This window comes from Hungatella sp. L36 (assembly GCF_014288035.1).
The window spans coordinates 169,692-195,331 of sequence record NZ_JACOPC010000005.1 but is presented as its reverse complement, the minus strand read 5'-3'; the positions used below and the strand labels follow the sequence as shown (position 1 = coordinate 195,331).

20 protein-coding genes are annotated in these 25,640 nt (G+C 50.8%); 15 read left to right on the top strand and 5 right to left on the bottom strand.

The window, feature by feature from the left end; genetic code table 11:
* Nucleotides 1-198 precede the first annotated feature (198 nt).
* From ppdK to H8S80_RS14510, 5 genes are all read left to right on the top strand, one after another.
* Entirely contained in the window at nucleotides 199-2,823 is a 2,625-nt protein-coding gene (gene ppdK / locus H8S80_RS14530; RefSeq protein ID WP_002602517.1) for a pyruvate, phosphate dikinase, read from the top strand.
* Nucleotides 2,824-3,633: 810 nt separating this feature from the next.
* On the top strand, nucleotides 3,634-4,287 hold the full coding sequence (locus H8S80_RS14525) for a hypothetical protein (RefSeq protein WP_243007896.1): 654 nt from the start codon (nucleotides 3,634-3,636) through the stop codon (nucleotides 4,285-4,287).
* A gap of 178 nt (nucleotides 4,288-4,465) precedes the next feature.
* Entirely contained in the window at nucleotides 4,466-5,530 is a 1,065-nt protein-coding gene (locus tag H8S80_RS14520; RefSeq protein WP_117631910.1) for an LCP family protein, read from the top strand.
* Between the two features lie 9 nt (nucleotides 5,531-5,539).
* On the top strand, nucleotides 5,540-6,256 hold the full coding sequence (locus H8S80_RS14515) for a LytR/AlgR family response regulator transcription factor (RefSeq protein ID WP_117631912.1): 717 nt from the start codon (nucleotides 5,540-5,542) through the stop codon (nucleotides 6,254-6,256).
* Nucleotides 6,253-7,557, top strand: a complete 1,305-nt coding sequence (locus tag H8S80_RS14510) for a sensor histidine kinase (RefSeq protein ID WP_117631914.1) — start codon at nucleotides 6,253-6,255, stop codon at nucleotides 7,555-7,557. Before H8S80_RS14515 ends, H8S80_RS14510 begins: the two co-directional genes overlap by 4 nt.
* Here the strand turns inward: H8S80_RS14510 and H8S80_RS14505 are convergent.
* From H8S80_RS14505 to H8S80_RS14485, 5 genes are all read right to left on the bottom strand, one after another.
* Nucleotides 7,511-8,428: a PHP domain-containing protein gene (locus H8S80_RS14505; protein WP_117631916.1), complete on the bottom strand. Its 918-nt coding sequence runs from the start codon at nucleotides 8,426-8,428 to the stop codon at nucleotides 7,511-7,513. The genes H8S80_RS14510 and H8S80_RS14505 overlap by 47 nt on opposite strands.
* 80 nt (nucleotides 8,429-8,508) lie before the next feature.
* On the bottom strand, nucleotides 8,509-9,831 hold the full coding sequence (locus H8S80_RS14500) for an MFS transporter (protein ID WP_117631917.1): 1,323 nt from the start codon (nucleotides 9,829-9,831) through the stop codon (nucleotides 8,509-8,511).
* The gene (locus H8S80_RS14495) at nucleotides 9,828-10,874 is read right to left on the bottom strand and encodes an ROK family transcriptional regulator (RefSeq protein ID WP_117631919.1); all 1,047 of its coding nucleotides are present in this window, start codon (nucleotides 10,872-10,874) and stop codon (nucleotides 9,828-9,830) included. The genes H8S80_RS14500 and H8S80_RS14495 overlap by 4 nt, the downstream gene beginning before the upstream one ends.
* A 145-nt stretch (nucleotides 10,875-11,019) precedes the next feature.
* Nucleotides 11,020-12,285: a Gfo/Idh/MocA family protein gene (locus H8S80_RS14490; protein WP_117631921.1), complete on the bottom strand. Its 1,266-nt coding sequence runs from the start codon at nucleotides 12,283-12,285 to the stop codon at nucleotides 11,020-11,022.
* A gap of 16 nt (nucleotides 12,286-12,301) precedes the next feature.
* Nucleotides 12,302-14,005, bottom strand: a complete 1,704-nt coding sequence (locus H8S80_RS14485; protein ID WP_117631923.1) for a sensor histidine kinase — start codon at nucleotides 14,003-14,005, stop codon at nucleotides 12,302-12,304.
* A 188-nt stretch (nucleotides 14,006-14,193) separates the two neighbouring features.
* On the opposite strand from H8S80_RS14485, the gene H8S80_RS14480 reads away from it, so the two are divergent.
* The 10 genes from H8S80_RS14480 to H8S80_RS14435 all read left to right on the top strand — a co-directional run bounded on the left by H8S80_RS14480 (nucleotide 14,194) and on the right by H8S80_RS14435 (nucleotide 25,579).
* Nucleotides 14,194-15,555 carry an ABC transporter substrate-binding protein gene (locus H8S80_RS14480; protein ID WP_117631925.1) on the top strand — a complete coding sequence of 454 codons (1,362 nt, stop codon included), beginning with the start codon at nucleotides 14,194-14,196 and terminating at the stop codon, nucleotides 15,553-15,555.
* A gap of 80 nt (nucleotides 15,556-15,635) precedes the next feature.
* Nucleotides 15,636-16,514 carry a carbohydrate ABC transporter permease gene (locus H8S80_RS14475; RefSeq protein ID WP_117631927.1) on the top strand — a complete coding sequence of 293 codons (879 nt, stop codon included), beginning with the start codon at nucleotides 15,636-15,638 and terminating at the stop codon, nucleotides 16,512-16,514.
* Nucleotides 16,515-16,537: 23 nt separating this feature from the next.
* A complete protein-coding gene (locus H8S80_RS14470; RefSeq protein WP_117631929.1) occupies nucleotides 16,538-17,368 on the top strand; it encodes a carbohydrate ABC transporter permease in 831 nt (276 codons plus the stop codon).
* Nucleotides 17,369-17,381: 13 nt separating this feature from the next.
* Nucleotides 17,382-18,971: a glycoside hydrolase family 43 protein gene (locus H8S80_RS14465; RefSeq protein ID WP_117631931.1), complete on the top strand. Its 1,590-nt coding sequence runs from the start codon at nucleotides 17,382-17,384 to the stop codon at nucleotides 18,969-18,971.
* A 28-nt stretch (nucleotides 18,972-18,999) separates the two neighbouring features.
* Nucleotides 19,000-19,776 carry a response regulator transcription factor gene (locus H8S80_RS14460; protein WP_117631933.1) on the top strand — a complete coding sequence of 259 codons (777 nt, stop codon included), beginning with the start codon at nucleotides 19,000-19,002 and terminating at the stop codon, nucleotides 19,774-19,776.
* 209 nt (nucleotides 19,777-19,985) lie between these two features.
* The gene (gene pckA, locus H8S80_RS14455; RefSeq protein ID WP_002602533.1) at nucleotides 19,986-21,590 is read left to right on the top strand and encodes a phosphoenolpyruvate carboxykinase (ATP); all 1,605 of its coding nucleotides are present in this window, start codon (nucleotides 19,986-19,988) and stop codon (nucleotides 21,588-21,590) included.
* A 322-nt stretch (nucleotides 21,591-21,912) separates the two neighbouring features.
* Nucleotides 21,913-22,707 (top strand): transketolase, encoded by a 795-nt coding sequence (locus H8S80_RS14450; protein ID WP_117632102.1) that lies wholly within the window; start codon nucleotides 21,913-21,915, stop codon nucleotides 22,705-22,707.
* Between the two features lies 1 nt (nucleotide 22,708).
* Nucleotides 22,709-23,644 carry a transketolase family protein gene (locus tag H8S80_RS14445; protein ID WP_025531508.1) on the top strand — a complete coding sequence of 312 codons (936 nt, stop codon included), beginning with the start codon at nucleotides 22,709-22,711 and terminating at the stop codon, nucleotides 23,642-23,644.
* Nucleotides 23,641-24,624: a nucleoside hydrolase gene (locus H8S80_RS14440; RefSeq protein WP_117631935.1), complete on the top strand. Its 984-nt coding sequence runs from the start codon at nucleotides 23,641-23,643 to the stop codon at nucleotides 24,622-24,624. Before H8S80_RS14445 ends, H8S80_RS14440 begins: the two co-directional genes overlap by 4 nt.
* A complete protein-coding gene (locus H8S80_RS14435; RefSeq protein ID WP_117631937.1) occupies nucleotides 24,617-25,579 on the top strand; it encodes a nucleoside hydrolase in 963 nt (320 codons plus the stop codon). The genes H8S80_RS14440 and H8S80_RS14435 overlap by 8 nt, the downstream gene beginning before the upstream one ends.
* The last annotated feature ends 61 nt before the right edge of the window (nucleotides 25,580-25,640 follow it).

The following is a 25,640-nucleotide window of genomic DNA, read 5'->3' as shown; positions in this document are numbered from 1 at the left end:
ATCGCATATCAGAAAATGACAGAATTTGAAAGTGCTTTCATAAAATTGTACTGAAAAAAGAGCGAATTTTTGCCGGTAAATCAAGAAAACCTCTTTACTAGAAATTGAATTATGATATAATATTGACAGGTCTTTTGCGCGTTTTTTTTATTCCGGCGCGAAAGCGAACCGATAACTTTATTTGAGGAGGAAATACTTATGGCAACAAAATGGGTTTATTTGTTCAAAGAAGGCAGTGCCGACATGAAGAACCTGTTAGGCGGTAAGGGAGCTAACTTAGCGGAGATGACTAATTTAGGTCTTCCGATTCCACAGGGCTTTACTGTAACGACAGAAGCTTGTACAGACTATTATACCAGCGGCAAGAAGATTACTGATGAGATTCAGGGACAGATTTTTGACGCTCTGAAGACATTAGAGGAAATTCAGGGTAAAAAATTCGGTGATACCGAAGATCCGTTATTAGTATCTGTACGTTCCGGCGCAAGAGCATCCATGCCTGGTATGATGGATACAATCTTAAACCTGGGACTTAACGACGTTGCAGTGGAAGGCTTTGCCAAGAAGACAGGCAACCCAAGATTTGCATACGATTCTTACAGAAGATTTATCCAGATGTTCTCCGACGTTGTTATGGAGATGAGCAAGACTTTCTTCGAAGGCATCCTTGATGAAGTAAAGGAAGCTAAGGGCGCTAAGTACGATACAGACTTAACTGCCGATGATTTAAAGGAAGTTATCGCAAAATACAAATCCATCTACAAAGAGAAAATGGGCGAAGAGTTCCCGCAGGATCCGAAGGTTCAGTTAATGGAAGCTGTTAAGGCTGTTTTCCGTTCCTGGGACAACCCTCGTGCGATCGTTTACAGACGTATGAACGATATTCCTGGCGACTGGGGCACCGCTGTCAACGTACAGGCCATGGTATTCGGAAACATGGGCAATACCTCCGGTACAGGCGTTGCATTTACACGTAACCCATCTACTGGTGAGAATGGCATCTACGGCGAGTATTTAATCAATGCTCAGGGCGAGGACGTTGTTGCTGGTATCCGTACACCACAGCCGATCACAAAGCTGGAGCAGGATTTACCGGAATGCTACAAAGAATTCATGGCAATCGCTCATAAGCTGGAAGACCATTACCGCGATATGCAGGATATGGAATTCACGATCCAGGAAGGCAAATTATACTTCTTACAGACACGTAACGGCAAGAGAACTGCTCCGGCAGCCATCAAGATTGCCTGCGATTTAGTAGACGAAGGAAAGATCACACCACAGGAAGCAGTTTTAAGAATCGAAGCAAAATCCCTCGATCAGTTACTGCATCCGACATTCGATACCGCTGCATTAAAGGCAGGCGAAGTAATCGGTTCCGCTCTTCCGGCATCTCCTGGTGCTGCAGCTGGTAAGGTTTACTTCACAGCTGAGGACGCAAAGGCTCATCATGAGGCAGGCGAGAGAGTTGTTCTCGTTCGTCTTGAGACCTCCCCTGAGGATATCGAAGGAATGCACGCAGCAGAAGGTATCTTAACCGTTCGCGGCGGCATGACCTCTCACGCAGCAGTTGTTGCACGTGGTATGGGTACCGCTTGTGTATCCGGCTGCGGCGAGATCAAGATTGATGAAGCAGCTAAGTACTTCGAACTTGGCGGACATACCATCAAAGAAGGCGATTACATCTCCTTAGACGGTTCCACAGGTAAAATCTACCTTGGCGATATCGCTACTGTAGAAGCTACCGTAAGCGGTGACTTCGGCAGAATCATGGGATGGGCTGATGAGTTCAGAACACTCCATGTAAGAACAAACGCGGATACTCCTGCGGATACATTAAACGCAGTGAAGTTAGGCGCAGAAGGTATCGGCCTCTGCCGTACCGAGCATATGTTCTTCGAAGAAGACAGAATCCCGAAGATCAGAAAGATGATTCTTTCCGATACGGTTGAAGCAAGAGAAGAAGCATTAAATGAACTGATTCCGTTCCAGAAGGGCGACTTCAAGGCGATGTACAAGGCTCTGGAAGGCAGACCAATGACCGTTCGTTACTTAGATCCGCCGTTACATGAGTTCCTTCCGACAAAGGAAGAGGACATCGAAGCTTTAGCTGCTGATATGGGAATCACTGTAGAAGCAATTAAAGAAAAATGCGATGGCTTACATGAATTCAACCCAATGATGGGCCACAGAGGCTGCCGTCTGGCAGTTACTTATCCTGAGATTGCCAAGATGCAGACAAGAGCCGTTATGGAAGCTGCAATCGAAGTAAAGGCAGAAGAAGGATACGACATCATTCCTGAGATCATGATTCCACTCGTAGGCGAGAAGAAGGAATTAAAGTTTGTAAAAGATATCGTAGTTGAGACTGCAGAAGCAGTTAAGGCAGAAAAAGGCTCTGACATCCAGTACCACATCGGTACCATGATCGAGATCCCGAGAGCTGCATTAACAGCAGACGCTGTTGCGGAAGAAGCAGAATTCTTCTCCTTCGGTACCAACGACTTAACACAGATGACATTCGGATTCTCCCGTGATGACGCTGGCAAGTTCTTAGATTCCTACTACAAGGCTAAGATCTACGAGTCTGATCCATTTGCAAGACTTGACCAGACCGGTGTTGGACAGCTTGTAGCTATGGCTGCTGAAAAGGGCAGAAAGACAAGACCTGACATCAAGCTTGGTATCTGCGGCGAGCATGGCGGCGATCCGTCCTCCATCGAGTTCTGCCACAAGGTAGGCTTAAACTACGTATCCTGTTCTCCATTCCGTGTGCCGATCGCAAGACTGGCTGCGGCTCAGGCGGCTCTGAACAATAAATAGTGACCGTTTGTTCGGTGAAAAACCATACTTGATTTTGCAAGTAATGTTTGATATAATGGTAGCAGGCAAAAGAGAGAAGTTCTAGATGTATGTACAAAGCGAAAACCCCAGGAGTACCAGTCCTGGGGTTTTCATTAGGCTAATTGTCGCGATTATCTTCTATCTAGCCATTTGCAAATGAAGTAGGCAACGACACTTGCTGTGATAGAGAGAATAAAAGAGAAAAGTTCCATTATGTATGCACCCCCTTCCTGTTGCCAGTGTAGGGTGCGACAACAAATAAGCAGTTAAGTATTGGTGTTTGATACAGGAAATTAATATGGACGAGTTATTTGATATTTTATCAAATAGCTCGTTTTATTGTGCGCGATTAACAGTAGAATACGAGAAATTCCGATTGTTGAATATTAAATAAATTTAGGTTCTGAATAAAAGTGAAAACCTCAGAGGCGCTGATCAGAGGTTTTCTTTTAATACCGTTTTAAATTTGAAACATATCCGTATGATATTTAAGATCAGGAACAGGTATAAAATCATAGAGAAAGTTCGAAAGATGTTACCGTAACAAGTTAAATGTATGGTAAATAGTGGAAAATATATTTGCTTACAAGAAGCAAAATAACGGAAAAGCTGCCTGAAACCATGGAAATATCGAAGGATGAAGGCCTATGGCATACCTTTTCAGCAATTGGACCGGGATTCCAGGGTCTGTGTTGGCGGTTGTGTAATACCATTTGATCGAGTATAATAGTTTAGAAGAAGCAGTATGACAAATGAGGCAGCGATGCCGGAAAACGGGGGATAAAGAGGATGAGGAGAAGAGGGGCAAGGCGTTTGGTATTGAGATATGGAATCGTTGGTCTTTTGGCTGCGGGGCTGCTGTCCGGGTGCTCCGGCACGGGGGAACTGGAGGCTCAGAACCAGGAGCTGAAGTCGCAGGTGGAGAGCCTGTCAGTGGTAAAGGAGAGTCTCGAAGGCGAGAAGGAAAGCCTTTCCTCCGAACTGGCATCGGCGAAGGAGCAGAAGGAAGAGGCCGGGAAGAAAGCCGCGGCGCTGCAGGCGACGATCGATGAGATGGCTAAGGAAGCGGAAATCCAGGCTGGGGATGTCGTCGTCAGACTGATTGGGAAAGAGGACGTGGAGAAAGACTCCTCCAAATGGATCTTTAACAGCTACAGCAATTTGAAGTTTGAGATTACAAACAATACGGACAAAGATATACAGGGAATCGAGGGAAAATTAAAGATCATGGATCTGTTCGGTAAAGAGATTTTAACAGCCGGATGTGATTTTACCGGACATACCATACCGGCGGGGGAGACTGTGGTCAACGATGATCTGAGCTTTGAAATCAATGAGTTTATCGACGAGCATATGAATCTGTATACGACAGCGTATGAAGACTTAAAATCAGAGTATACGGTGACACAGATCGTATTTACAGACGGGACAGTAAAGGAATAGGTGAGCAGCCGCACTGGTGTCTGCGCGATTACATAGAAAACCTCGGGCTGGTCCTGAGGTTTTTCGCTGTCTGCATAAATTACGGCAAAAAAATGGTCATTCGCGGTCAGATCATACGGCCCTCGCCGGAAAAGACTATAATAAAACCATCAAATGACCCGGAAAGGAATGACAGTTTATGTATGAACTCAGAGAAAAGAAAGAAGAAGGAACAAAGAAACCCGTATGGAAGAAGGCGGCGGCATGTATTCTGGCGCTGTTGTTATTTTTTGCCTGCTCCGCGCTGCTTTATGTGACGAAGCTGGCGACATCCACACAGAAAATCCCGGATGCGGACATCAAGGCGATCAGCAATGATTATCTGAATGAAGCGACGGAGAAGCAGATGGACGATTACTGGACAGTGGCTATTTTCGGCGTGGACAGCCGCAACGGCAACATTGGAAAAGGAACCAGCGCGGACACGCAGATGCTTCTCACGCTTAACCGCGCCAATGGAGAAATCCGGCTGGTATCCGTTTACCGCGATACGCTGCTGATGAGCAATGTGAAGGAAGGAAAGTGCCGGAAGATAAACTCCAGTTATACGGAAGGCGGGCCGGAGCAGGCCGTCACGGCATTAAATGAAAATCTGGATTTGAAAATCGGGGATTACGTTTCCTTTTCCTGGAAGGCGGCTGCCGACGCGGTCAACCTGCTGGGGGGAATCGATATGGATATCACAAAGGCGGAGTATGCGTATATCAATGCCTTTATCACAGAAACCGTGGATAGTACGGGAATCCCTTCGGTACATTTAACGGGCCCGGGGCCGGCTCATCTCGATGGAGTCCAGGCCGTCGCCTACAGCCGGCTGCGTCTGATGGACACCGACATGAACCGGACGGAGAGACAGCGGAAGGTGATCGAGGCCGTATTGGAGAAGCTGAAGCAGGCGGATCTTCCGACGATCAACCGTCTTCTGGAGACGGTGCTGCCACAGGTTGCAACCAGCATAGACGCAGGCGACTTTCTGGAACTGGGAAAGAACGCCGGAAATTACCATATTGTAAAAACCGAAGGCTTTCCGACCGTATACAAGGCGGCCACGCTTGGAAAGCTGGGAAGCTGTCTGATTCCCAACACGCTGGAATCCAATGTGACGGCGCTTCATGAATTCCTATACGAAGATCAGGACTATCAGAACTCAGACCGGGTGAAAGAGATCGGGGGAGAAATTATTAAACAGGCATTGGGAGAGTGAGGTGACACTATGATTCGGATAGCAGTTTGTGATGATGAGCCTGCGTTTGCAGAGCGGGTGAAGACGCTCATTGAAGCAGAGTGCCGCGCGCTTTCCGTTTCGTCGGAGACGGTTCTTTATACCGACAGCGGCATGCTGGCCTATGACATCGGGGAGAAGCGGTATTTCGATATGCTTTTCCTCGATATCGAGATGCCTGGTTTCTCCGGCATGGAGCTGGCGGATTTAATAAAGGATTCGCTGCCCCAGGCGCTTGTCTCCTTTATAACCTCCCATACAAAGTACGCGGTCAAGTCCTTTGAGCTCTCCATCTTCCGCTATATACCGAAGGCGGAGGTGGAAAGCTGCTTATCCATGGCGGTTTCGGATGGGATCCGGCTGCTTTCCTGGAAGGTGAAGGAGTGTTACGTGGTGGAAACACCGCGCCAGATCATGAAGGTGGCGATGAGCGACATTCTCTATATCTATAAAAAACAGAAATACTCTTGTCTGGTTTTGCCTGGGGAGGAGGTGCCGGTCCGAAAGGCGCTGGGACAGGTAAAAGAGGAGCTTGGCAGAGAGGAGTTCCTGACGATTGAGAGAGGCTACATGATTAACCTTTACCATGTCAGAAAAATGGAAGGCACATCTGTGGTTATGGACGATGGGACCGTGCTGCCGGTGAGCCAGAGCCATGTAAAAGAAGTGAGAGAGACCATTACCGGTTTCTTCCGGAGGCATCTATGAATACCATATTTCAGCTTTGTGAACTTGCGGCCTATTTTTTGGAGGCATTGATCTGCTATTTTTTTATTCAGCTGTTTTTCCCTGAGAAAGCGAAGGGGAAACTCAGCTTTTTCCTGTTGTCCGGTGTTCTGCTTCTGACGCTGCAGCTTGCGGATTCTCTCCATGTGTATCCATTTCTGGTTACCCTGTGGTTTGTCTTTTATATCTGTATGACGACGGTTCTCATTTTCCACGTGGATGTGTTTTATGCCGTCTCCCTGGTGAGCTTCTATATTCTGTGTGTCTATATTATTGATTTCTTCTGTATTTCGGTGATGGGGGTATTTTTGAAGAACCAGCAGTTCGCACAGATGGTCATCGCACAGCTGTCGCAGTGGCGTCTGGTGTATCAGGCTGCGGACAAGCTGCTGCTGACCGGAGCGTATTTTCTGGCGAGGAAAGCATTTCGCCGGGAGCTGGCCTATAATCCCCGGATGATGTTCCTGACCTCGGGGCTGGGGCTGTGCGGCGTCGGATTTCTGTCATGGCTCACGATTCAGGAGACGAGCCTTCATGCGCTGTTCGGATGGAGCATGTGCATTATCTTGCTGTTTCTCATCTATTTCCTTCTGTTATTTTACTCGAAATACGTGGGAGAGCAGAAGCAGCGCCTCGCCCTGGAAATGAAGGAGCAGATGATCGACAGGGAGTACGATCTGATGGTCCGGCAGCAGCAGGAGCAGGAAGAGCTGTCGCATGACATGAAAAATCATTTGCTTGTGCTTTCTTCCATGATCGGAGAGGGGAAAATGACAGAGGCGGAAACGTATCTGGAGCGAATGGGAGAGCCTCTGCGCCAGCTGGAGATGATGGTGTGGACGGGCAATCCGGTGCTGGATGTGCTGTTGAACAATGCCAGAAACAGCGCGGCAAAGAAAAAAATCCGCTTTACCATTCAGGCGGATGCGCTGACGCTGGGAGATATGGAAGACCGGGAGACGTGCAGCCTGTTTTCCAATCTTCTGGACAACGCCGTGGAGGCAGCAGACCGGGTGGAGGAGGGAGATCGCTGGATTACCGTTAAAATGCGAAAGGCGGGAGACATGATATTCATCGAACTCTCCAACTCCATGACCGGCAGGCCCTCCGTCAAGGACAACCGCCTGGTGACGACGAAACGGGAGGGAACCGGCCATGGGCTGGGACTTAAGAGCGCGGAGCGCGTGGTGGAAAAGTACGGCGGCAGTCTGGTCTGCGAATACGGAGACGGTGTTTTTACGGTTCTGGTGTCCTTCCTGGAAGGGCTGCGAGACCTCTCATAATCCGGCCGTCATCCCAGAAGGCGCCGTGGCCACCGAGACGGATTGCAGGCTTGTGTTTGCCGTGAAAGTCACTGCCGCAGGTGATAAGAAGTCGGTTTTTCTCAGCGACCTCCACGTAATAGGCCGCTGTCTCCTCATCGTGATAGGAGGAAAATGCCTCGATTCCGTCAATTTCGCGAAAGAGCAGACTCTCCAGCAGCTCGGTTTCGCCGCGGTCGAGATTCTGACCGGGGTGGGCCAGGACGCTGATTCCTCCGGCATCGTGGATCAGAGACACGGCGTCGGCAAGGGAAATGTAGTGGACCGGTACATAGGCGGCCTTACCTTCTGAGAAGAAATCCCAATAAAACCGCACATTTGGCATGTCGCTTTTTGCTCCGCCCGGAAGATATGGGCGGAGTATTTCATATTGCGGGGCTTCTTTTTTGGCGAGGAGAATATCCGCGATCAATTCGCCTGGAACGACGCCGTCGCTGGAGGCCGCCAGGACCTCATCCTCATCGACCGGGATTCCTGTGGCGCTCTGAAATAATCGGATTTTCTCTCTGGCCGCCATTTTCTCCTGCTCCAGAATATCCTGTTCAATCTGCGCGAATTCCTTTCGCGTATGGTCGAAGCAGTATCCAAGCAGGTGGAAGTTCCTGCCTTTATGGGTGCAGTCCAGCTCGACTCCGGAGATGACGCGAAGGCCGGAGGCGGCACAGGCCGAAAGGGCTTCTGACTGGGCCGCGGCGACGCTGCGGACTGAGTTGTGATCCGTTATGGCGATTAACTCCATGCCCTGTGCCCTGGACATTGCAACGATTTCCTGCGGTGTGTATTCTCCGTCGTCACTGGCGGCTGAATGGATGTGTAAATCAAGCTTTGACATTGAAGATCTCCCTTCTGTTTCTTTGATGGATGTATTATCTGGTATGGCTGGGACTCTGTGAAGGTTAAAACCGAGGCGGTTTAATGTTTCTGCGATTCCCGAATTTTCTGCCGCCTGCGGAAATAAAAGTAAGTAAACTGCAGGAGAAGAATTCCTGCGGTTGAAATCAGGTAGAGCACCCGGATACCGGTAAATGCGGCGGAACCGGCCACTGCGGATCCAATCGCAGCAGAACCGGCCGCTGCGGTGCGGGCGTCGATCAATCCTTTGACTGCGCCTCCGGTCAGCGGGCCGAGGATGGAGCCGAGACCGATGGCTGCCGTATAAAAATTATCATAGACAATCCGGTTATCCGCTGGCATCAGTTCGTATCTGCGGTTAAATACGGAGATCACAAATCCGGCGTTGGCGGCCGAGGATATGAGAAACGCGGCCGGAATAAAAAGGTACCAGTTCTGAGCGTTGGCGAAGGACATGAACAGAGTCTCTCCTGCAAAGAACCATATGGACATTTTTAAAGTGAATTCATGGCCGCAGCGGTCGCTTAACCTTCCCCAGAAACTGAGCAGAACGATCTGCGGCAGAGAGATGATCATGTATAGTCCGGTCACGATCTGATAGGGGAGCGCCAGATATTTCATCATGTAAACCATGGTATAGCTGTCGGAAATGGTAAGCAGCAGATAAAAGATAAAGATGTAAGCCACAAAGCCTGTAAAGCATCGGTTTTTGAGAGGCAGTCCGGCGATGTCCCGGAAGCGGCAGCCTCTGCTGGAGGACTGGTACGGTTCCCCGTCGGGTGTTCCTGCCAGGAGAATCACTTCAAAGATTCCCATTAGGGCCGCAGCGGCAAACAGGATGGCGAAACCGATGTATTTTCCTCCCATGAGATCCATAAAACGGCCGCCAGCCAGCGACAGAACCACTGTGACCGTGAGCGTCAGCGTCTGTCTTAGGGAAATGTACCGGCCGCTCCTTTTTTCATCGATAAAACCCAGCATCCACTGGTTCAGCACCACTGTCGTCTGGGCCTGAAGTGCGAAGGCAGCGACAACGGTGGGAACGAATACGTAAAGCTGCATCCTGGCTGGAAACAGAACCGGTATGGTGACAAGGAAAAGTGTTGCCAGGCGGGAGAGGATCGTGAGTGCTACCGTCATCCTTTTGCGGCTGGTGAATCGCTCCAGAAATGCCGGGAATATGAGGATCAGCACACCGCAGATATTGACGATAACGCTTAAATAACTGACCAGAATGTCACCGGCTCCCATAAGAATCGCGAGGCCGCTTAAGAAAACGCCGCTGGTCAGATACGTGAACGCTGTGCCGAATCCGGCCTGGACGAGAAAGCAGGTACGGGGACGGGAGTCCGGCAGGCCCTCACCCCCGGGCCGGGGGTTCATGGCTGCTCCTTTATAAACTGAACGTCTTCAAAGATTTTCCCGGCTGTTAAGTACGCCATGCCGTCGTGATAGTCGTGCCAGAGATCGGCCGAATACAGAATCTCCGCGGACATGTGTCTCGGAAGAAGAGCGGAGAAGCCGTCGCTGATGGGACCGATACAGCCTTTGCGCAGATCGGGGCCGCCCAGGACGACATACTGGGGATTTAAAATGCCGCAGATCCAGCCGATGATACGGATCATCAGATTGGTGTAAGCTTTGTCATCCACTGCTTCCATCAGCCACTCGTCGAGAATCCGGCCATCCTCCATGGGAACCAGTCCCAGCTCCCCGGCAAAATTGCGAAAGCCGCGGACGACCCGCCCGCCGACGATGAAACCGGCGCTGACACACGTTTTTTCCAGGTGAAGATACGCCATATTCGTGAGATCCGGGGCCTCGCAGGGAAATTCCCTGGCATAGCAGCGGCCGAAGCCGATGGCTGTGGCATTTAAGTCATTCTCCATAACAATGGGAATGTGATACCGCCCGGCGAGGCGGTCTCCTAAGTCATGGCGGCATAATTCGTCGCTGCTGCCGCTCCCTTTCCAGAACGAACCGTCTTCGACGATGCCCGGAACGCCGATTCCGATGGACTTGATATCCTTTCGCGCCATGAGTTCATCGAGGTATGCGGTGATGGCTGGCTCGTAGTCGTCGCCCGTAAACTCCAGTCTGCAAGTCTCTAAAATCTCTCCACAGATTCCTACAAGCAGCCCGTGCATCTCACTGCCCGAGATGCAGATCGCTGCGCCGTAGTACTTATCCGGCTTAAAGCGGTACCGTTCCGCCTTTCGTCCACCGCTGGATTCGTCGTGTCCAATGCTTTCGATTTCCCCGTTTTCCATCATCTCGGCCAGGAGAGAGCGGACCGTCGTAGAGCTGATCTGTGTCTCACCGGCGATTTCCGCCCTGGTCGCAGTGCCTCTGTTTTTGATCACTCTGCGGATCAGCGAAAGATTCGCCTGTTTTAAAAGCCGTGGTCTGGCGGTTAATGTATCCATAAGAACGCCTCCTTGAAACTTTTGTTGGAAACTTTTATAAGTTTATAATAAAAGTATATGCGGGAACGAAAGAACTGTCAATAGAGAAAAAATATTTTTCTCTGTTGACAGTTCTGGAGATCAGTAAAATACTGAGGTTATTTTTCTAAATTTCAATCACTTTCCCCTTGGAAAGTCTCGACTCTTCCGCCGCAAATGCGACGAGGTGGCTGCCTACGGACTGCTCCAGCGAGGTGATCCCCTCCGGTTCTTTTCCGGTCTGAAGCATGTCGAGGAATTCTTCCAGCATGCGGTTGTCGCCGCCGGCGTGGCCGCTGAAATCCTCGGCCAGCTGGGAGATGTCGATAATCTGACGCGGTTTTCCAAAGAGACCGATCTCGATGGTGTTTTTGTACATGTCGCCGGTGAGATCGCCTTTGGTGCCCATGATCTTGCAGTATCGGGAAGCGCCGTCACTGGTAAAGCCGCTCATGGTGAAATTAATGGTGCTCCCGTCGGTGTTTTCGATGTTGGTCACCTGATGGTCCACCACATTGTTGTCACAGTGGTAGACACAGCGGCCGTAAGGACCTGTCTTTATGGCTTCGTAGATCGTGTCCATCGTCGGATGGAGAGCTAAAATGTCCACCGGCCATTCGGTGTGGCCGCAGGCGATTCCGGTCTTTTCGTTGGTAACGTAGATTTTTTCCGCGTCGAAGGGACAGGAGTCTTTGGCGGCACAGCCGTCGAGGCAGCGATGCGCAGCGCCTTCCGGGGCACAGGATTCCTTGAATAAATAGGTGCTGCCCATGGACGTAACGCGGAGCGGCGTCTTGTCCGCCAGCCATAAGTAGAGGTCGAAATCGTGGCACGTCTTCTGAAGGCACATGGGACTGGTCGTCTCGCTGTTTCTCCAGTTTCCGCGGACAAAGCTGTGTGCCTGATGCCAGTAGCCCACGTTCTCGATGGCCTGGATGGTGACGACGTCACCGATGATGCCGGAAGCAATCAGTTCCTTCATCTTCGAGAAAAATGGCGTATAGCGGAGCACGTGACAGACAACGATTTTCCGGTCGTATTTTTTCGACGCTTCCAGGAGCTGACGGCACTCAGTGGGATCGGGGGAGATGGGTTTTTCCATCAAAATGTGGTATCCTCTTTCCAGAGCGGTAAGCGCCTGGGAGACGTGATCGCGGTCCTGGGTGCAGATAAAGACGGCATCGGCCATCTTGGGCTGGGCCAGCAGCTCCTCCGCACTGGCAAAGCAGCGCTCCTCTGGAATGTGGTACGTCTCGGCGGTCTCCCGAAGAGCGCCGGGATCGATATCCGCGGCTGCGGTAATCTCCATTTTGTCCGGGTGAAGCGAGGCAAATGGCGCATAGGTGATTCTTCCCCGGCTTCCAAGGCCGACGATGGCTACGGTTGTTTTCATGTGAATTCCTCCTGTTTTATGATAAATTGTTTGTATGAATACGCATGGTTACGGTGGTACGGCGGCTTCCCGGTTCTGACTCGATGGTGAGCTCCGACGACTTTTCAAAATAGAGCTTGATCCGCTTATAGAGGTTGGCCAGGCCGTAGCTCCCCGAGACTGAGCCTACCGGATTCGTATTTTTAAAGGATTCCTGGATCCGCTCCATGGTCTCCTGATCGATGCCGGGGCCGTTGTCGGTGACAGATATGACACAGCCATTGCCATTTTCCACAATGCGAATGACGATGTGAACCGGTGAAGAGGTGGTTTCTACCGCGTATTTCATGGAATTTTCTACTAACGGGTGAATAAGCAGCTTGGGAATCTGTATGGAGCGCACCTCCGGCTCCACCTGGTATTCCCAGGTCAGACGGTCCCCGAACCGGAACTTCTCCACCTGCAAGTACTGTTCCACAAAGGTCAGCTCCTGATCAATGGTGATGCGGTCGCTCCCCTTTAAAATGTACTGAAACAGCTTGGCCATGGCCATGAGAATTCCGGCGTTGTCCATGTCATTTTTCTGGATCAGGCTCCAGTAGACCGATTCCAGGGCATTGATGATGAAATGAGGGTTGACCTGGGACTGCAGCGCGGTGATTTCCGCTTTGGTCCGCAAAATCTCTTTTTCAAATACCTGCTCGATCAGACAGTTGTTCTTTTCCACCAGAGCATTGTAATGGATGTTCAGTTCGTTGATGTCGGAATTGGAGTAATGCCGGTCGTTGGCCTGCAGCTTTCCATCGGCAATCACCATGGACTTTCTCATGTCCGACAATGGCTTTGAGATCATACGCGCAATGAAGAGACTGCAGATCAGGAATACGCCGGTCCCGATGAGAAAGCCATAGATCACGATGCCGCTCATCCAGGAGATATCATTGGAGGTCAGTTCCTTCGGAATATAGATGGAAAATGTCCAGCCGGAGTACGAGGAAGTGGAATCGGCCAGCTGGTAATTCCGTTCGAAGGCTTCCGGGTTCATGTCCTTTAGCGTCTTTCCATAGGAAACACGGGCGCCGGCGCAGTCGGTCAGCTCCAGCGTGCAGTCGCCCAGCGCGTTTAAATCCTGGGCGATGGAGTCCATCAAATCCGGCTTCAAATGAACCACGACGTATCCGCCGTGTTCAAAGGCGTAGTCCGCCAGGAGAATCCGCTTGACCGCCATGATGGTATGGCCCCCTCCGGACTCCGATTCGGACAGCAGCCATACGGCCTTTCCGTTGTATTCGTCGGCCAGGGCGAGGGCAGTCTCCGGGATAGCGGCAGAGAGCGGCTCCTTGGTGTAAGGATAGATCTGGGCCTTTTTACTGTAGAGTTCGATGGATTCTAAGTTGTCCGCGTAATTGATCGTATTCATGGTCTTTAACCGGAGAGTGGAAAAACTCTCCGAGGAAAATGACGCATTCTGATTATAGTCGTTTAAAATGGTCTGAACCGCCAGGTCGTTGCAGAGACGCTGAAGAGATGAATCCATCTCGGTCAGCGAGGAGTTAAAACGCTCCTGAGCCTGCTTGACTGTGATTTCTATATATTTGGAAGACTGCTGAAGGATGTAGCCGGACATATTTTTATATAAGTAACCGCCGATGCAGAGAAAGGCGATGGCCATCACCAGCATGGAGGAGATGAAGATCTGCCCCGATGTGGTGTTTCCCAATAATTTCAGTTTCTGTTTCATGGCACCTCCGGTTGCGTATGGACCATCGTATGTTTGTGTTACAGCATCATCATACCAAATTCATATGGTAAAATCAAAAGATATGCATCAAGAAGAAAAAATAGTGGAATTTTACAAAAAAATAGTGTGGTTTCTTTCTTTGTTGTCTATTATATACTAAATGTATCTTATAAAGGAGGGATTTACAGATGAAAAAAAGATTAGCAGCAATCGTCTGTGCAGCCGCGCTGGGGGTTACAGCACTCACTGGCTGTGCATCAGGAAAGCAGGAGACTACGGCAGCAGGTACGGAGACGACCGCAGCGGCGGCCACGGAGAAGGCGGCAGGCGAGGAGAGTAAGGCGGAGACGACCGGGGAAACAGCGGCCAGCCAGGAAGCCGCGGAGATTACATATTGGGATACGGTCGGCAGCGTGTCGGACCGTGAGGCCAAGCTGGCCATGATCGGGCGGTTCGAAGCACAGAACCCGGGAATCAAGGTAAAATATGAGGGAATGGAAGGCGAGGCCTACAAGACTAAGATTAAGACTGTGGTAAGCGCCAACAATCTGCCGGATATCTTCGGATACTGGGTGGGAGAGCAGTTTAAGACGCTTGTAAACTCCGGAAATGTGGAAGATTTGTCTTCCGTTTTTGAGGAGGACACGGCATTTCGCGATACCTTTGTGCCGGGCAGCTTAGACGCGGTATCCTATGACGGCAAGGTCTACGGCGCGCCGACCTCCATTACCTGTATGGCAGTCTGGTACAACAAGGCCATCTTCGAGGAGAACGGAGTGGAAGTTCCGAAGACATATGAGGACTTAAAGGGCGTGATCAACACACTGTCCGATAAGGGCGTGACACCGATCATCGTGGGAGCCAAGGACCGCTGGCCGCTTCTCGGCTGGTATTCCTACCTGGCACAGAGAATCGGCGGTGTCGATCTGTACAATGAGGTGTGCTCCGGAGATAAGAATTTCACGGAAGACGCATATGTACAGGCTGGCGAGGAAATCAAGGCTCTGGCGAAAAAGGGCTTTATCAATGGCTGCATGTCCGTAGACGCCACGACGGCGGAAGCCTTGTTCGCGGCAGGCAAGGGCGCAATCTTAATTACCGGTTCCTGGTCGATTCCGACCTTTACGGAAGACCCGGAGCGCGCAAAGGATTTCTCCTATTTCCCATTCCCTGTGGCAGAGGGCGGAAAAGAGGACGAGGCCGGCTACTTATACGGCGGCGTTGCCAATACCCTGGCAATCAGCAGGTCAACGAAGAACAAAGACGCGGTTGTGAAGTTCTTAAAGTACATGATGAGTGAGGAAGAGCAGACCTTAAGTGTAGAGCGCACAGGAACCTTCTCGACTGTGAAGGTATCCCCGAAGGAAGAGAACATGGATCCTCTGGCATACCAGTTCAGCCAGTACGTATCCGACGGTGTGGAAGGCTTCATTCCGTATACGGATCAGGCCCTGCCTCCGGAACAGGCGGAGAACTTATTAAACGCTTTAACCGCTATCGTTGCGGAAGACAACGCCGACGTTAAGGCGGAGCTTGCAAAGATCAAATAGATTTCACTAATTGGTACAACATTGGGGCCGCGCACGGAACACCTCCGAATACGCGGCCCCGAAAGGAATAGGTGCAGAGTATGAAAAAAATACATCCTGCGGTGCGGTGCCTCTTCATATTGCCTGCGGTCCTGTGGTTTTTTGCGGCGGTGATCGTACCGGTCCTGATGGCGGTCTATTACAGCTTCTTCAGCTGGGACGGGGTGACTGCCAAGGTGTTTATCCGCTTCGATAATTACAGGGAACTGTTTAAGGATCCGGTCGTCTGGAAGTCCCTTACCAATTCCCTGAAGATGGTATTCTGGTGCGTTCTGCTTCAGCTGCCCATCGGCATGGCGTTTTCCGTCATTCTTTTTAACCGGAAGCTGAAGGGACGGGGATTTTTCCGGACCGTGTACTTCCTTCCGGTGGTGCTGTCCTCCTCCATGATCGGTATCTTATGGGGACAGATCTACGATCCCAACTTCGGACTGTTAAACGGTCTTCTGGAGGCGGTGGGATTAAAACAGCTGCAGCAGATCTGGCTGGGGGACATGAAGCTGGCGCTGGGCTGTATCATTGCGGTGGTGGTCTGGCAGTTTATCGGCAATTATATTCTGATCTACTATACGGCCCTGCATAATATTTCCGAGGATGTGCTGGAGTCGGCCAGGCTGGATGGAGCCGGTGTCCTAAAGCTGTTCCGTTATATTGAACTGCCTCTGATGTGGCCGGTGATCCGTCTGACCCTGATACTGGCCACGGTCAACTCCTTAAAATACTTTGACTTAGTCTACATCATGTCAAACGGAGGACCGAACCACGCCAGCGAGGTTCTGGCTTCCTATGTGGTAAAGAATGCGTTCAATTCCATGAGGATCGGCTATGCGAACACGGTGGCGGTGCTTCTGCTGGTTCTGGGAATCTTCTTTATTGTTCTTTATAACAAAATACTGGCTCCGTCATCGGCCAGCGATTAAATATCACCGAAGGAGGTTTCCTAATGAAAAAAAGCAGTATATCACCAGGCAAATGGATTCTGTACCTCATTCTGGCAATTCAGGCGGCAGTCACCACGTACCCGCTGATCTGGATGATCGTGTCCTCTTTAAAGGACAACGTATCCTTTTTTGCAGATCCGTGGTCCATACCCAAGAATCCCCAGTTTGTCAATTACGTGACGGCCTGGAAAGAAGGAATCCAGGACTATATGATAAACAGCATTGTGATCACCATCGCAACGCTTTTTATCGTCATTATTCTAAGCTGTGCGTTCTCCTTCATGGTCGCCCGTTTTCCGTTTAAGGGGGGCGGACTTCTGGTTGGAATGTTTTTTGCAGGCATGATGATTCCGGTTCACTGTACTCTCGTTCCTCTATACAGTATGATGAACGGACTGGGATGGCTGGACAGCTTATGGGCCCTGCTCTTTCCCTATGTGGCGTCGGGACTGCCGCTGGCCATCTTCCTGACTTACGGCCACTACCAGCAGATTCCCATGGAACTGGAGGAGGCGGCGAGAATGGATGGATGCGGTGTCATCCGGATGTTTCTCTACATCTTTCTGCCGCTGGCCAAGCCGGTGATTTCCACCATCGGGATCCTGACGGCCATCAGCGTGTGGAACGAGTTCATATTTGCCAATATCATCATCTCTGACCCGCTTAAGAAGACGCTGCCGGTAGGCCTTCTGGCGTTAAAGGGAACGTACAATACGAACTACGCTGCGGTCAGTGCGGCGTTGACTATTTCCGCGATACCGATTATCATAGTCTATATCCTGATGTCAGGAAAGATTCAGGCTGGTATGGTCTCGGGCGCGGTGAAGAGCTGAACGGGGGAATACGATGGAAAATTATATTGTTAATCCGGTTTTACCCGGATTTCATCCGGATCCATCCATCATTCGGGTGGGGGCGTATTACTATATGGCCGTATCCACGTTTGAGTGGTTTCCGGGTGTCTGTATCTACCATTCCACAGATTTACAGAACTGGGAGCTGGCGGCCAGGCCTCTGGACCGTGTCTCCCAGCTGGATATGAAGGGCAATGATGCCTCCGGCGGAGTGTTTGCCCCCTGCCTTTCCTATGACAACGGCGTGTTCTACCTGGTTTACACCAATGTGAGGACACACTGGTACGAATTTATGGACTGCCACAATTATCTGGTAACGGCCGCGGATATCCGGGGAGAGTGGTCGGAACCCGTCTATCTGCACAGCCTGGGCTTTGATCCGTCGCTGTTTCACGATGATGACGGGAGAAAATGGGTGGTCAGCATTGTGAGGCATTACCGGAAGATGCGCGTTCAGAAGATCGCCCTGCAGGAATACGACCCTGTTTTAAAGAAAATGACGGGGCCGCTGACGGAGATCTTCGGGGGCAGCGGGCTGACGGCTCCGGAAGGACCTCACCTCTACCGGAAGGATGGCTTTTACTATATCATGACTGCGGAAGGCGGGACGGAATACGGCCACGCGGTCACCATGGGCCGGTCGGAGAAGATCGGCGGTCCCTACGAGCTGTCGCCCTATAATCCGGTTTTAACGTCGCGGAATGATCTGACACTTCCCTTACAGAAGGCCGGGCACGCTGATCTCGTGGAGGCGCCGGACGGGGAGTGGTATATGGTGCATTTATGCGGCCGGCCGCTGCCGCCGTTTCGCCGGTGCATTCTCGGGAGAGAGACGGCGGTCCAGCATGTGAGATGGACAGAGGACGGATGGCTCTGTCTTGCAGACGGGGGAAAGGAACCGCGTGTACGCGTTCCGGTATCGTGGCCGGTGGAACGGAAACTGGAGGAGGAGATCCGGTATTTGTTTCAGGGACCGGATTTAAGCCCGGATTTCTTTTCACTCCGAGTGCCCCTGGGGGAGGCTTTATCACTCACAGAACGTCCGGGCTGGCTGCGGCTGACGGGAAAGGATTCGCCCAATTCCAGGTTTGAACAGAGCCTGGTTGCGCGGAGACAGGAGGACTTCGCGTTCAGCTTTGAGACCGAACTGGATTTTGAACCATCCTCGGAGCGGCAGATGGCGGGAATTCTGTATTTTTATGACGAGTGTGATTTTTACTACCTTCGTGTGACCTGCGGACAGAGCGGACAGAAGATCCTCGATGTGATGCGGATGAACCGGGGAAAGACGGAGTATGTGCCTGACTGCGGTATTGCGGTGCCGGAGGGGCGTAGCATCCGGCTTAAGCTGGTGGTGCGCCGGACAGAGGCTTCCTGCTACTACAGCCTGGAGGAGGGGGTGTGGCAGCAGGCGGGAAATACGCTGGATGCCTCGCTGCTTTCTGACGAGTATCCGGAGGAAGGGGCTTACACGGGAGCCATGGTTGGCCTGGGATGCCATGACATGGCGTACCGCAGCGCCAGGGCGTATTTCAAGTATGCAGTGTACCGCAGAGAAGGGACCGGAATGGGAACAGACTGATAAAGACGGACGGAGAAGGGGGGAAACCATGGAACGGACCTATACACTAATGCTGGTGGAGGATGAGCGGAATATTCTGTATGGCATGAAGAATGCCATCCTCTGCTACAAGCCCCAGGTTTCTGATATTCTGACCGCTGAAAATGGCCGGGAGGCGCTGGAGCTTCTGGAGGAACGGGTTCCGGATATCATCATTACGGATATCCGCATGCCGGAGGTAGACGGTACCGAGATGGTCCGCCGGATTCGTGAACAGGGGTATGAGATGCCTGTGATCATCCTGACGGCCATGACGGACTTTGCCATTGCCAGGGATTTGATCCATTACCAGATTCAGAATTACATCGTGAAGCCATTTTCGATTGAGGAGATCTTAAAGGAGACGGAGGTGGCCATCGAAGAACTGAAGAAGCGCAGCCAGATGAAGATGGCGCAGAAGATCGTGAAGGAGTTTCCGGAACTGGTGGAAACTCCGCCCTCCAGCGAAAACCAGCTGATATCCCAGGCCGTGGAATACATAAGCAGCCACTTGGATGGCGCAGCCTCTTTAAATGACATTTCCGGGGCGCTCCATGTGAGCAAGGCGTATCTGTCCACGCTGTTTAAGCGGGAGATGAATACGACCGTGACGGATTTTGTGACGAAGCAGCGGATGAAGGAGGCGAAAAAGCTTCTTCTGGAGACCGATATGCTGGTATCAGAGATCTATTTAAAGGTAGGCTATCAGAGCGATAAGTACTTTATCAAGGTGTTTAAGGAGATGGAGGGGGTGACACCTCTGGCCTACCGGAAACGGTGGAAATGAAAATCACTATCAGATTTGCCTCATTTTCACGGATGAAGCTGGAAGATTGTAAAAAAAATAACAAAAGAAATGAAATGGATTATTGACTATTTCGATTATTTGTAATAAAGTAAGTATTAGCCTATGGCATGTAACTTACAAGGTATAGGTAATATCAAATAAACTATTTGGTTACTATACACTAATACAGAAAAGAGAGGTTGAATAAAATGGCAGAAATCGATTTAAGTCAGTATGGTATCAACGGAACAACAGAAATCGTCTACAACCCTTCATTTGAAACATTATTTGAAGAAGAGACGAAACCAGAACTGGAAGGCTATGAAAAAGGCCAGGTAAGTGAACTTGGTGCAGTTAATGTTATGACGGGTATTTATACAGGACGTTCACCTAAAGATAAGTACATTGTCATGGATGAGAATTCAAAGGACACTGTATGGTGGACCTCTGATGAATATAAGAATGATAATCACCCGGCCAGCCAGGAAGCCTGGGATACAGTAAAGAAAATTGCTCAGGAAGAGCTTTCCGGCAAGAGACTTTTCGTTGTAGACGCATTCTGCGGAGCGAATAAAGATACACGTATGGCAATCCGTTTCATCGTTGAGGTTGCCTGGCAGGCTCATTTCGTAAAGAACATGTTCATCCAGCCTACAGCAGAAGAACTTGAGAACTTTACACCGGATTTCGTTGTATACAATGCTTCCAAAGCAAAAGTAGAAAATTACAAAGAGTTAGGTCTGAACTCTGAGACCACTTCCATGTTCAACATCACCAGCCGCGAGCAGGTAATCGTAAATACATGGTACGGCGGAGAGATGAAGAAGGGTATGTTCTCCATGATGAACTACTATCTGCCGTTAAAGGGCATTGCTTCCATGCACTGTTCTGCCAACACAGATTTAAACGGCGAGAATACCGCTATCTTCTTCGGTCTTTCCGGAACAGGCAAGACCACACTTTCCACAGACCCGAAGCGTCTTCTGATCGGTGATGACGAGCACGGCTGGGACGACAACGGCGTATTCAACTTCGAAGGCGGCTGCTACGCTAAGGTTATCAACCTGGATAAAGAATCCGAGCCGGATATCTACAATGCAATCAGGCGCAACGCTCTGTTAGAGAACGTTACCCTTGATTCTGAAGGCAAGATCGATTTCGACGATAAGAGCGTGACAGAGAATACCCGTGTATCCTACCCGATCGACCATATCGAGAAGATCGTTCGCCCGGTTTCCGCAGCTCCTGCAGCAAAAGATGTAATCTTCCTGTCAGCAGATGCGTTCGGCGTACTTCCTCCAGTATCGATCCTGACACCAGAGCAGACTCAGTATTACTTCCTGTCTGGATTTACAGCAAAGCTTGCTGGTACAGAGCGTGGAATTACAGAGCCTACACCTACCTTCTCCGCTTGCTTCGGCCAGGCTTTCTTAGAGCTGCACCCGACAAAGTATGCAGAGGAGCTTGTTAAGAAGATGGAGAAGAGCGGCGCAAAGGCTTACCTTGTCAACACCGGATGGAACGGTACCGGCAAGCGTATCTCTATCAAGGATACCCGCGGCATCATCGACGCGATCCTGGATGGTTCTATTGCAAACGCACCGACAAAGCAGCTTCCGTACTTCAACTTTGAGATTCCGACAGAGCTTCCGGGCGTAGATCCTAAGATTCTTGATCCTCGCGATACATATGCTGAAGTTTCCGAGTGGGAGACAAAGGCAAAAGATCTGTCCCAGCGTTTCGTTAAGAACTTCGCAAAATATGAGGGTAATGAAGCAGGAAAAGCTTTAGTTTCCGCAGGTCCTCAGTTATAAGAATAAGATGTGTCAGATTGGCCCCCGGCAGTTGCTGCCGGGGGCTTTTTTCGCTGCCTTACTTTTTAAGGGATTGCGTATCAGAGCGTGTTTGATGTAACAAAAACATACAGGTTGCATAAAAATCATTTCACAAATGCTCCGAAAAGAATAGGATTGCTGTCAGAATTTACAAAAAAAATAGAATCTATTGATTTAAACGTTTAAATGAGTTATAATGTGCCCATAGGAAAATAGTAGTTATGGGATAACAGAAGTTTCATTGGAAGCAGATAATGCAGCATATTTATGAGGAGGTCGCGAATTGAAATCTTATGAAGCAATGGAAGAAGAAGCTCTGGCAGTGCGCAGAGACATTGTTGAAATGCTTTACCGGGCGGGAAGCGGTCATCCCGGCGGATCCCTGTCGGTGACTGATATTCTGGTGTGTCTTTACAACCGGATCCGCGTGGATGCAGAGCATCCGGACATGGAGGACCGGGACCGGGTGGTGCTCAGTAAGGGACATGCAGCCCCTGCGCTGTATGCCGTGCTCGCGGAACACGGCTTTTTTTCAAAGGAAGCGTTTAAACGTTTAAGAAGATTAGGCGGAATGCTCCAGGGGCATCCGGATATGAATAAGACGCCGGGGATCGATGTCTGCACCGGGTCTCTGGGGCTTGGGGTATCGACCGCATGCGGGATTGCGCTGGCCGGGAAGGTGAGAAAGAAAGACTACCGCGTGTATGCGGTCCTGGGAGACGGGGAGCTGCAGGAGGGCATCGTGTGGGAAGCCATGGCGGCAGCGGTTCACCATAAGCTGGATAACTTGACGGTGATTGTGGATTTAAACGGGCTTCAAATCGATGGTCCGGTGGAAAAAGTAATGGGCTCCGGCAACTTAAAGGGGAAATTTCTGGATTACGGTTTTAAAGTGGCAGAGGTGGACGGCCATGATTTTGAGGCTTTGGACGCGGCCATCGCGCTTAGGGCGGACAGCGTTCCGGTCTGCATTCTGGCGAAGACAGTAAAGGGAAAAGGCGTTTCCTTCATGGAAAATCAGGCCGGATGGCATGGACAGAAGATCAGCGGAGATGACTATAAGTCAGCAATGGAAGATTTGAAAGGAGGAAGATGAGATGGCTGAACCAGCAATGAGAGAGGCTTATGGAGACGCCCTGTTAAAGATGGGAGAGGACGAACGCGTAGTGGTTCTGGACGCAGATTTGGCGAAGGCCACTTCCTCCTGTAAATTTGCCGCCAGGTATCCGGAGCGGTTTTTCGATATGGGAATCGCGGAGCAGAATCTGATGGGAACGGCGGCGGGGATGGCGATCAGCGGGCTGAAGCCATTTGCATCGACCTTCGCTTTGTTTGCGGCAGGACGCGCCTATGAGCCGATCCGCAATGCAGTCTGTTACGCAAAGGCTCCGGTGAAGATTGTGGCTACCCACGCGGGACTTTCACCGAATTCCGACGGAGGAAGCCATGAGACGATCGAGGATATCGCGCTGATGCGGGTGCTCCCGGGAATGACGGTTTTAAGTCCCTGTGATTACAGACAGGCGTTTGACATGGTTTTACAGATGAAAGAGATGGATCACCCGGTCTATATCCGGATGTCGAGACACCCGGTGGAGACGGTGACGGCGGAAGGAAGCCGCACAGAGATCGGTAAGATCGACGTGCTCCGCGAGGGCGGGGACGTGTGTTTCGCAGCCACGGGCATTATGACAGCAGAAGCGCTGCATGCGGCGGAGATCCTGGAGACTAAAGGAATACACGCAGCGGTGTTAAATGTACATACCATCAAGCCTCTGGATAAAGAGACTCTGATCCGTTACGGAAAATCCTGCAAACGGATGGTGACGGCGGAGGAGCACTCGGTAATCGGCGGTTTAGGATCAGCGGTGGCGGAGGTTCTCGCCGAAAGCGGCGGATGCCGTTTGAAACGCGTCGGCATCCAGGATCGATTCGGACAGTCCGGCGATCTGGCTGAACTGATGGAATGCTATGGGCTGACAGCGGGAAATCTGGTGGAGACCGCTTTGAAAATAATGGAGGAAGACGTATGAGAAAGATCCCGGTAATCATAGACTGCGACACAGGAATCGACGATATGATATCCTTCGCCGTGACACTCACCTCAGACAAGTTAAATATTCTGGGGATCACCACGGCGGCTGGAAATCAGGTGGTGGATATCACCACACAGAACACATTGAACGGAGTGACCATCATGGGAAGATGCGGCATTCCGGTGGCGAGGGGAGCGGAAAAGCCACTCTCGAGACCGCTTCGGGATGCCGGTTACATACACGGTGAAAATGGCCTGGGGACGTACCAGTTTGCTGAAATGACATCGAAACAGCCGGAAGATATTGATGCAGTGGAGCTGATGAGAAGCCTGCTGGCCGCGTCGGAGGAAAAGGTCGTGATTCTCGCAATTGCTCCGCTGACCAATGCAGCCAGACTGCTGATGGAACACCCGGAGGCGGGAGCGAAGATCGAGAAGATCGTGTTTATGGGAGGCTCTCTGCGGACCGGCAATCCGACACCGGTTTCCACCTTCAACGTGCTGGCCGATCCGGAAGCCGCAAGATATGTGATGAAGAGCGGTGTTCCCTTCCATATGTGCCCTCTGGATACGACGAGAGATTTATATTTGACCATGGACGATATCGAATTCATCGGAACGATCCTGAATCCGGTTGCTCAGATGAATTACGAGATGTGCCGTTTTTACAACGATGCTGTGAATAAGAACAACAACGCGGCCAGGCGTTTTAAGGGGCTGTGTATCCACGATCTCTGCGCGGCTGCGTACGTGACGAATCCTGAGCTTTTTACTACTGTGAAATACCAGGGGGACGTGGAGACAGAGGGAGAACTGACTCTGGGATTTACGGTTCTGGACTATGAGAATATCAGACAGGTGCCGGAGGAAGAGAGAAATGTAACCTTTATCAATTCCGTGGACCGGGACGGCGTTCTGAAGATCTATTTCGAGGCTCTGAAAAGCTTTGGAGAACAGGGGGAAGAGATAAATGGATAAAATACCGGTAATCATAGACTGCGATACTGGAATTGACGATATGATATCTTTTGTATTGACACTCGCGTCAAAACAGCTGGATATCCGGGGAGTGACCACTGTGGCGGGAAATGTCTCCCTGCCGCACACGACGTACAATACCGTCAACGGCCTGGCGTTTATGGGCAGAGGCGAGATCCTGGTGGCGGCTGGAGAAGCGGCTCCGCTTGAGCGTCCGTACCGCGACGCAAGCGAGATTCACGGGGACAGCGGGCTGGGAGCATTTTCGTTTGAATATCCCGTGGACTATGGGCCAGTGGAGACCGGCGGGGTGGAATTTTTATATGAGAAGCTGATGGAATCGGAGGAGAAGATTACGATTCTGGCTCTGGCGCCGCTGACAAATATTGCGAAGCTGTTTCTGGAACACCCGGACTGTAAGGAAAAGATTGAGAAGATCGTGTTTATGGGCGGATCCATTTTCAGCGGAAATCCGACGCCGGTTGCCACGTTTAATGTGTGGGTGGATCCCGAGGCGGCAAGGATCGTCATGAAGGGCGGCGTCCCATTCTTTATGTGCCCGCTGGATACCACCAGGGAGGCCTATTTGACAGAAGAAGAGCTGGAAGTCATCGGAACCATCGATAATCCGGTGGCGGCCATGGTTTATACCATGTTAAGCTTCTATTGGAGCCAGGAGAAAAAGAATGTGAACGGACATAAGCGGTTTAAGGGATTGTGCATCCATGACCTGTGCACGGCGGCCTATGTGACGAACCCGGAGCTGTTTCATTCGGTGAAATACTACGGAGACGTGGAGACGAAAGGGCCGCTGACAGAGGGCTTCACCATGATCGACTATGAGGAGATCTTAAAAAAGAGGGAAGAAGAGAAAAATATCGACTACATTGATTCCGTTGACAGAGACGGTGTGATGAAGGTTTTCTTTGAGGCTCTGAAATCTTATTCAAAATAATAATAAGCGGGCCGGCAGCGCCCGCTTATGTGCTTAATGCTGCGGTATGTTACGGTATGTA

Bases quoted from the DNA above. Each gene is read 5' to 3' on its own strand.
- H8S80_RS14495 (WP_117631919.1), bottom strand. From the start codon at position 10,874: ATGGATACATTAACCGCCAGACCACGGCTTTTAAAACAGGCGAATCTT.
- H8S80_RS14465 (WP_117631931.1), top strand. From the start codon at position 17,382: ATGGAAAATTATATTGTTAATCCGGTTTTACCCGGATTTCATCCGGAT.
- ppdK (WP_002602517.1), top strand. From the start codon at position 199: ATGGCAACAAAATGGGTTTATTTGTTCAAAGAAGGCAGTGCCGACATG.
- H8S80_RS14435 (WP_117631937.1), top strand. From the start codon at position 24,617: ATGGATAAAATACCGGTAATCATAGACTGCGATACTGGAATTGACGAT.
- H8S80_RS14480 (WP_117631925.1), top strand. From the start codon at position 14,194: ATGAAAAAAAGATTAGCAGCAATCGTCTGTGCAGCCGCGCTGGGGGTT.
- H8S80_RS14460 (WP_117631933.1), top strand. From the start codon at position 19,000: ATGGAACGGACCTATACACTAATGCTGGTGGAGGATGAGCGGAATATT.
- H8S80_RS14500 (WP_117631917.1), bottom strand. From the start codon at position 9,831: ATGAACCCCCGGCCCGGGGGTGAGGGCCTGCCGGACTCCCGTCCCCGT.
- H8S80_RS14520 (WP_117631910.1), top strand. From the start codon at position 4,466: ATGTATGAACTCAGAGAAAAGAAAGAAGAAGGAACAAAGAAACCCGTA.
- H8S80_RS14490 (WP_117631921.1), bottom strand. From the start codon at position 12,285: ATGAAAACAACCGTAGCCATCGTCGGCCTTGGAAGCCGGGGAAGAATC.
- H8S80_RS14505 (WP_117631916.1), bottom strand. From the start codon at position 8,428: ATGTCAAAGCTTGATTTACACATCCATTCAGCCGCCAGTGACGACGGA.
- H8S80_RS14440 (WP_117631935.1), top strand. From the start codon at position 23,641: ATGAGAAAGATCCCGGTAATCATAGACTGCGACACAGGAATCGACGAT.
- H8S80_RS14475 (WP_117631927.1), top strand. From the start codon at position 15,636: ATGAAAAAAATACATCCTGCGGTGCGGTGCCTCTTCATATTGCCTGCG.
- pckA (WP_002602533.1), top strand. From the start codon at position 19,986: ATGGCAGAAATCGATTTAAGTCAGTATGGTATCAACGGAACAACAGAA.
- H8S80_RS14525 (WP_243007896.1), top strand. From the start codon at position 3,634: ATGAGGAGAAGAGGGGCAAGGCGTTTGGTATTGAGATATGGAATCGTT.
- H8S80_RS14515 (WP_117631912.1), top strand. From the start codon at position 5,540: ATGATTCGGATAGCAGTTTGTGATGATGAGCCTGCGTTTGCAGAGCGG.
- H8S80_RS14450 (WP_117632102.1), top strand. From the start codon at position 21,913: ATGGAAGAAGAAGCTCTGGCAGTGCGCAGAGACATTGTTGAAATGCTT.
- H8S80_RS14445 (WP_025531508.1), top strand. From the start codon at position 22,709: ATGGCTGAACCAGCAATGAGAGAGGCTTATGGAGACGCCCTGTTAAAG.
- H8S80_RS14485 (WP_117631923.1), bottom strand. From the start codon at position 14,005: ATGAAACAGAAACTGAAATTATTGGGAAACACCACATCGGGGCAGATC.
- H8S80_RS14470 (WP_117631929.1), top strand. From the start codon at position 16,538: ATGAAAAAAAGCAGTATATCACCAGGCAAATGGATTCTGTACCTCATT.
- H8S80_RS14510 (WP_117631914.1), top strand. From the start codon at position 6,253: ATGAATACCATATTTCAGCTTTGTGAACTTGCGGCCTATTTTTTGGAG.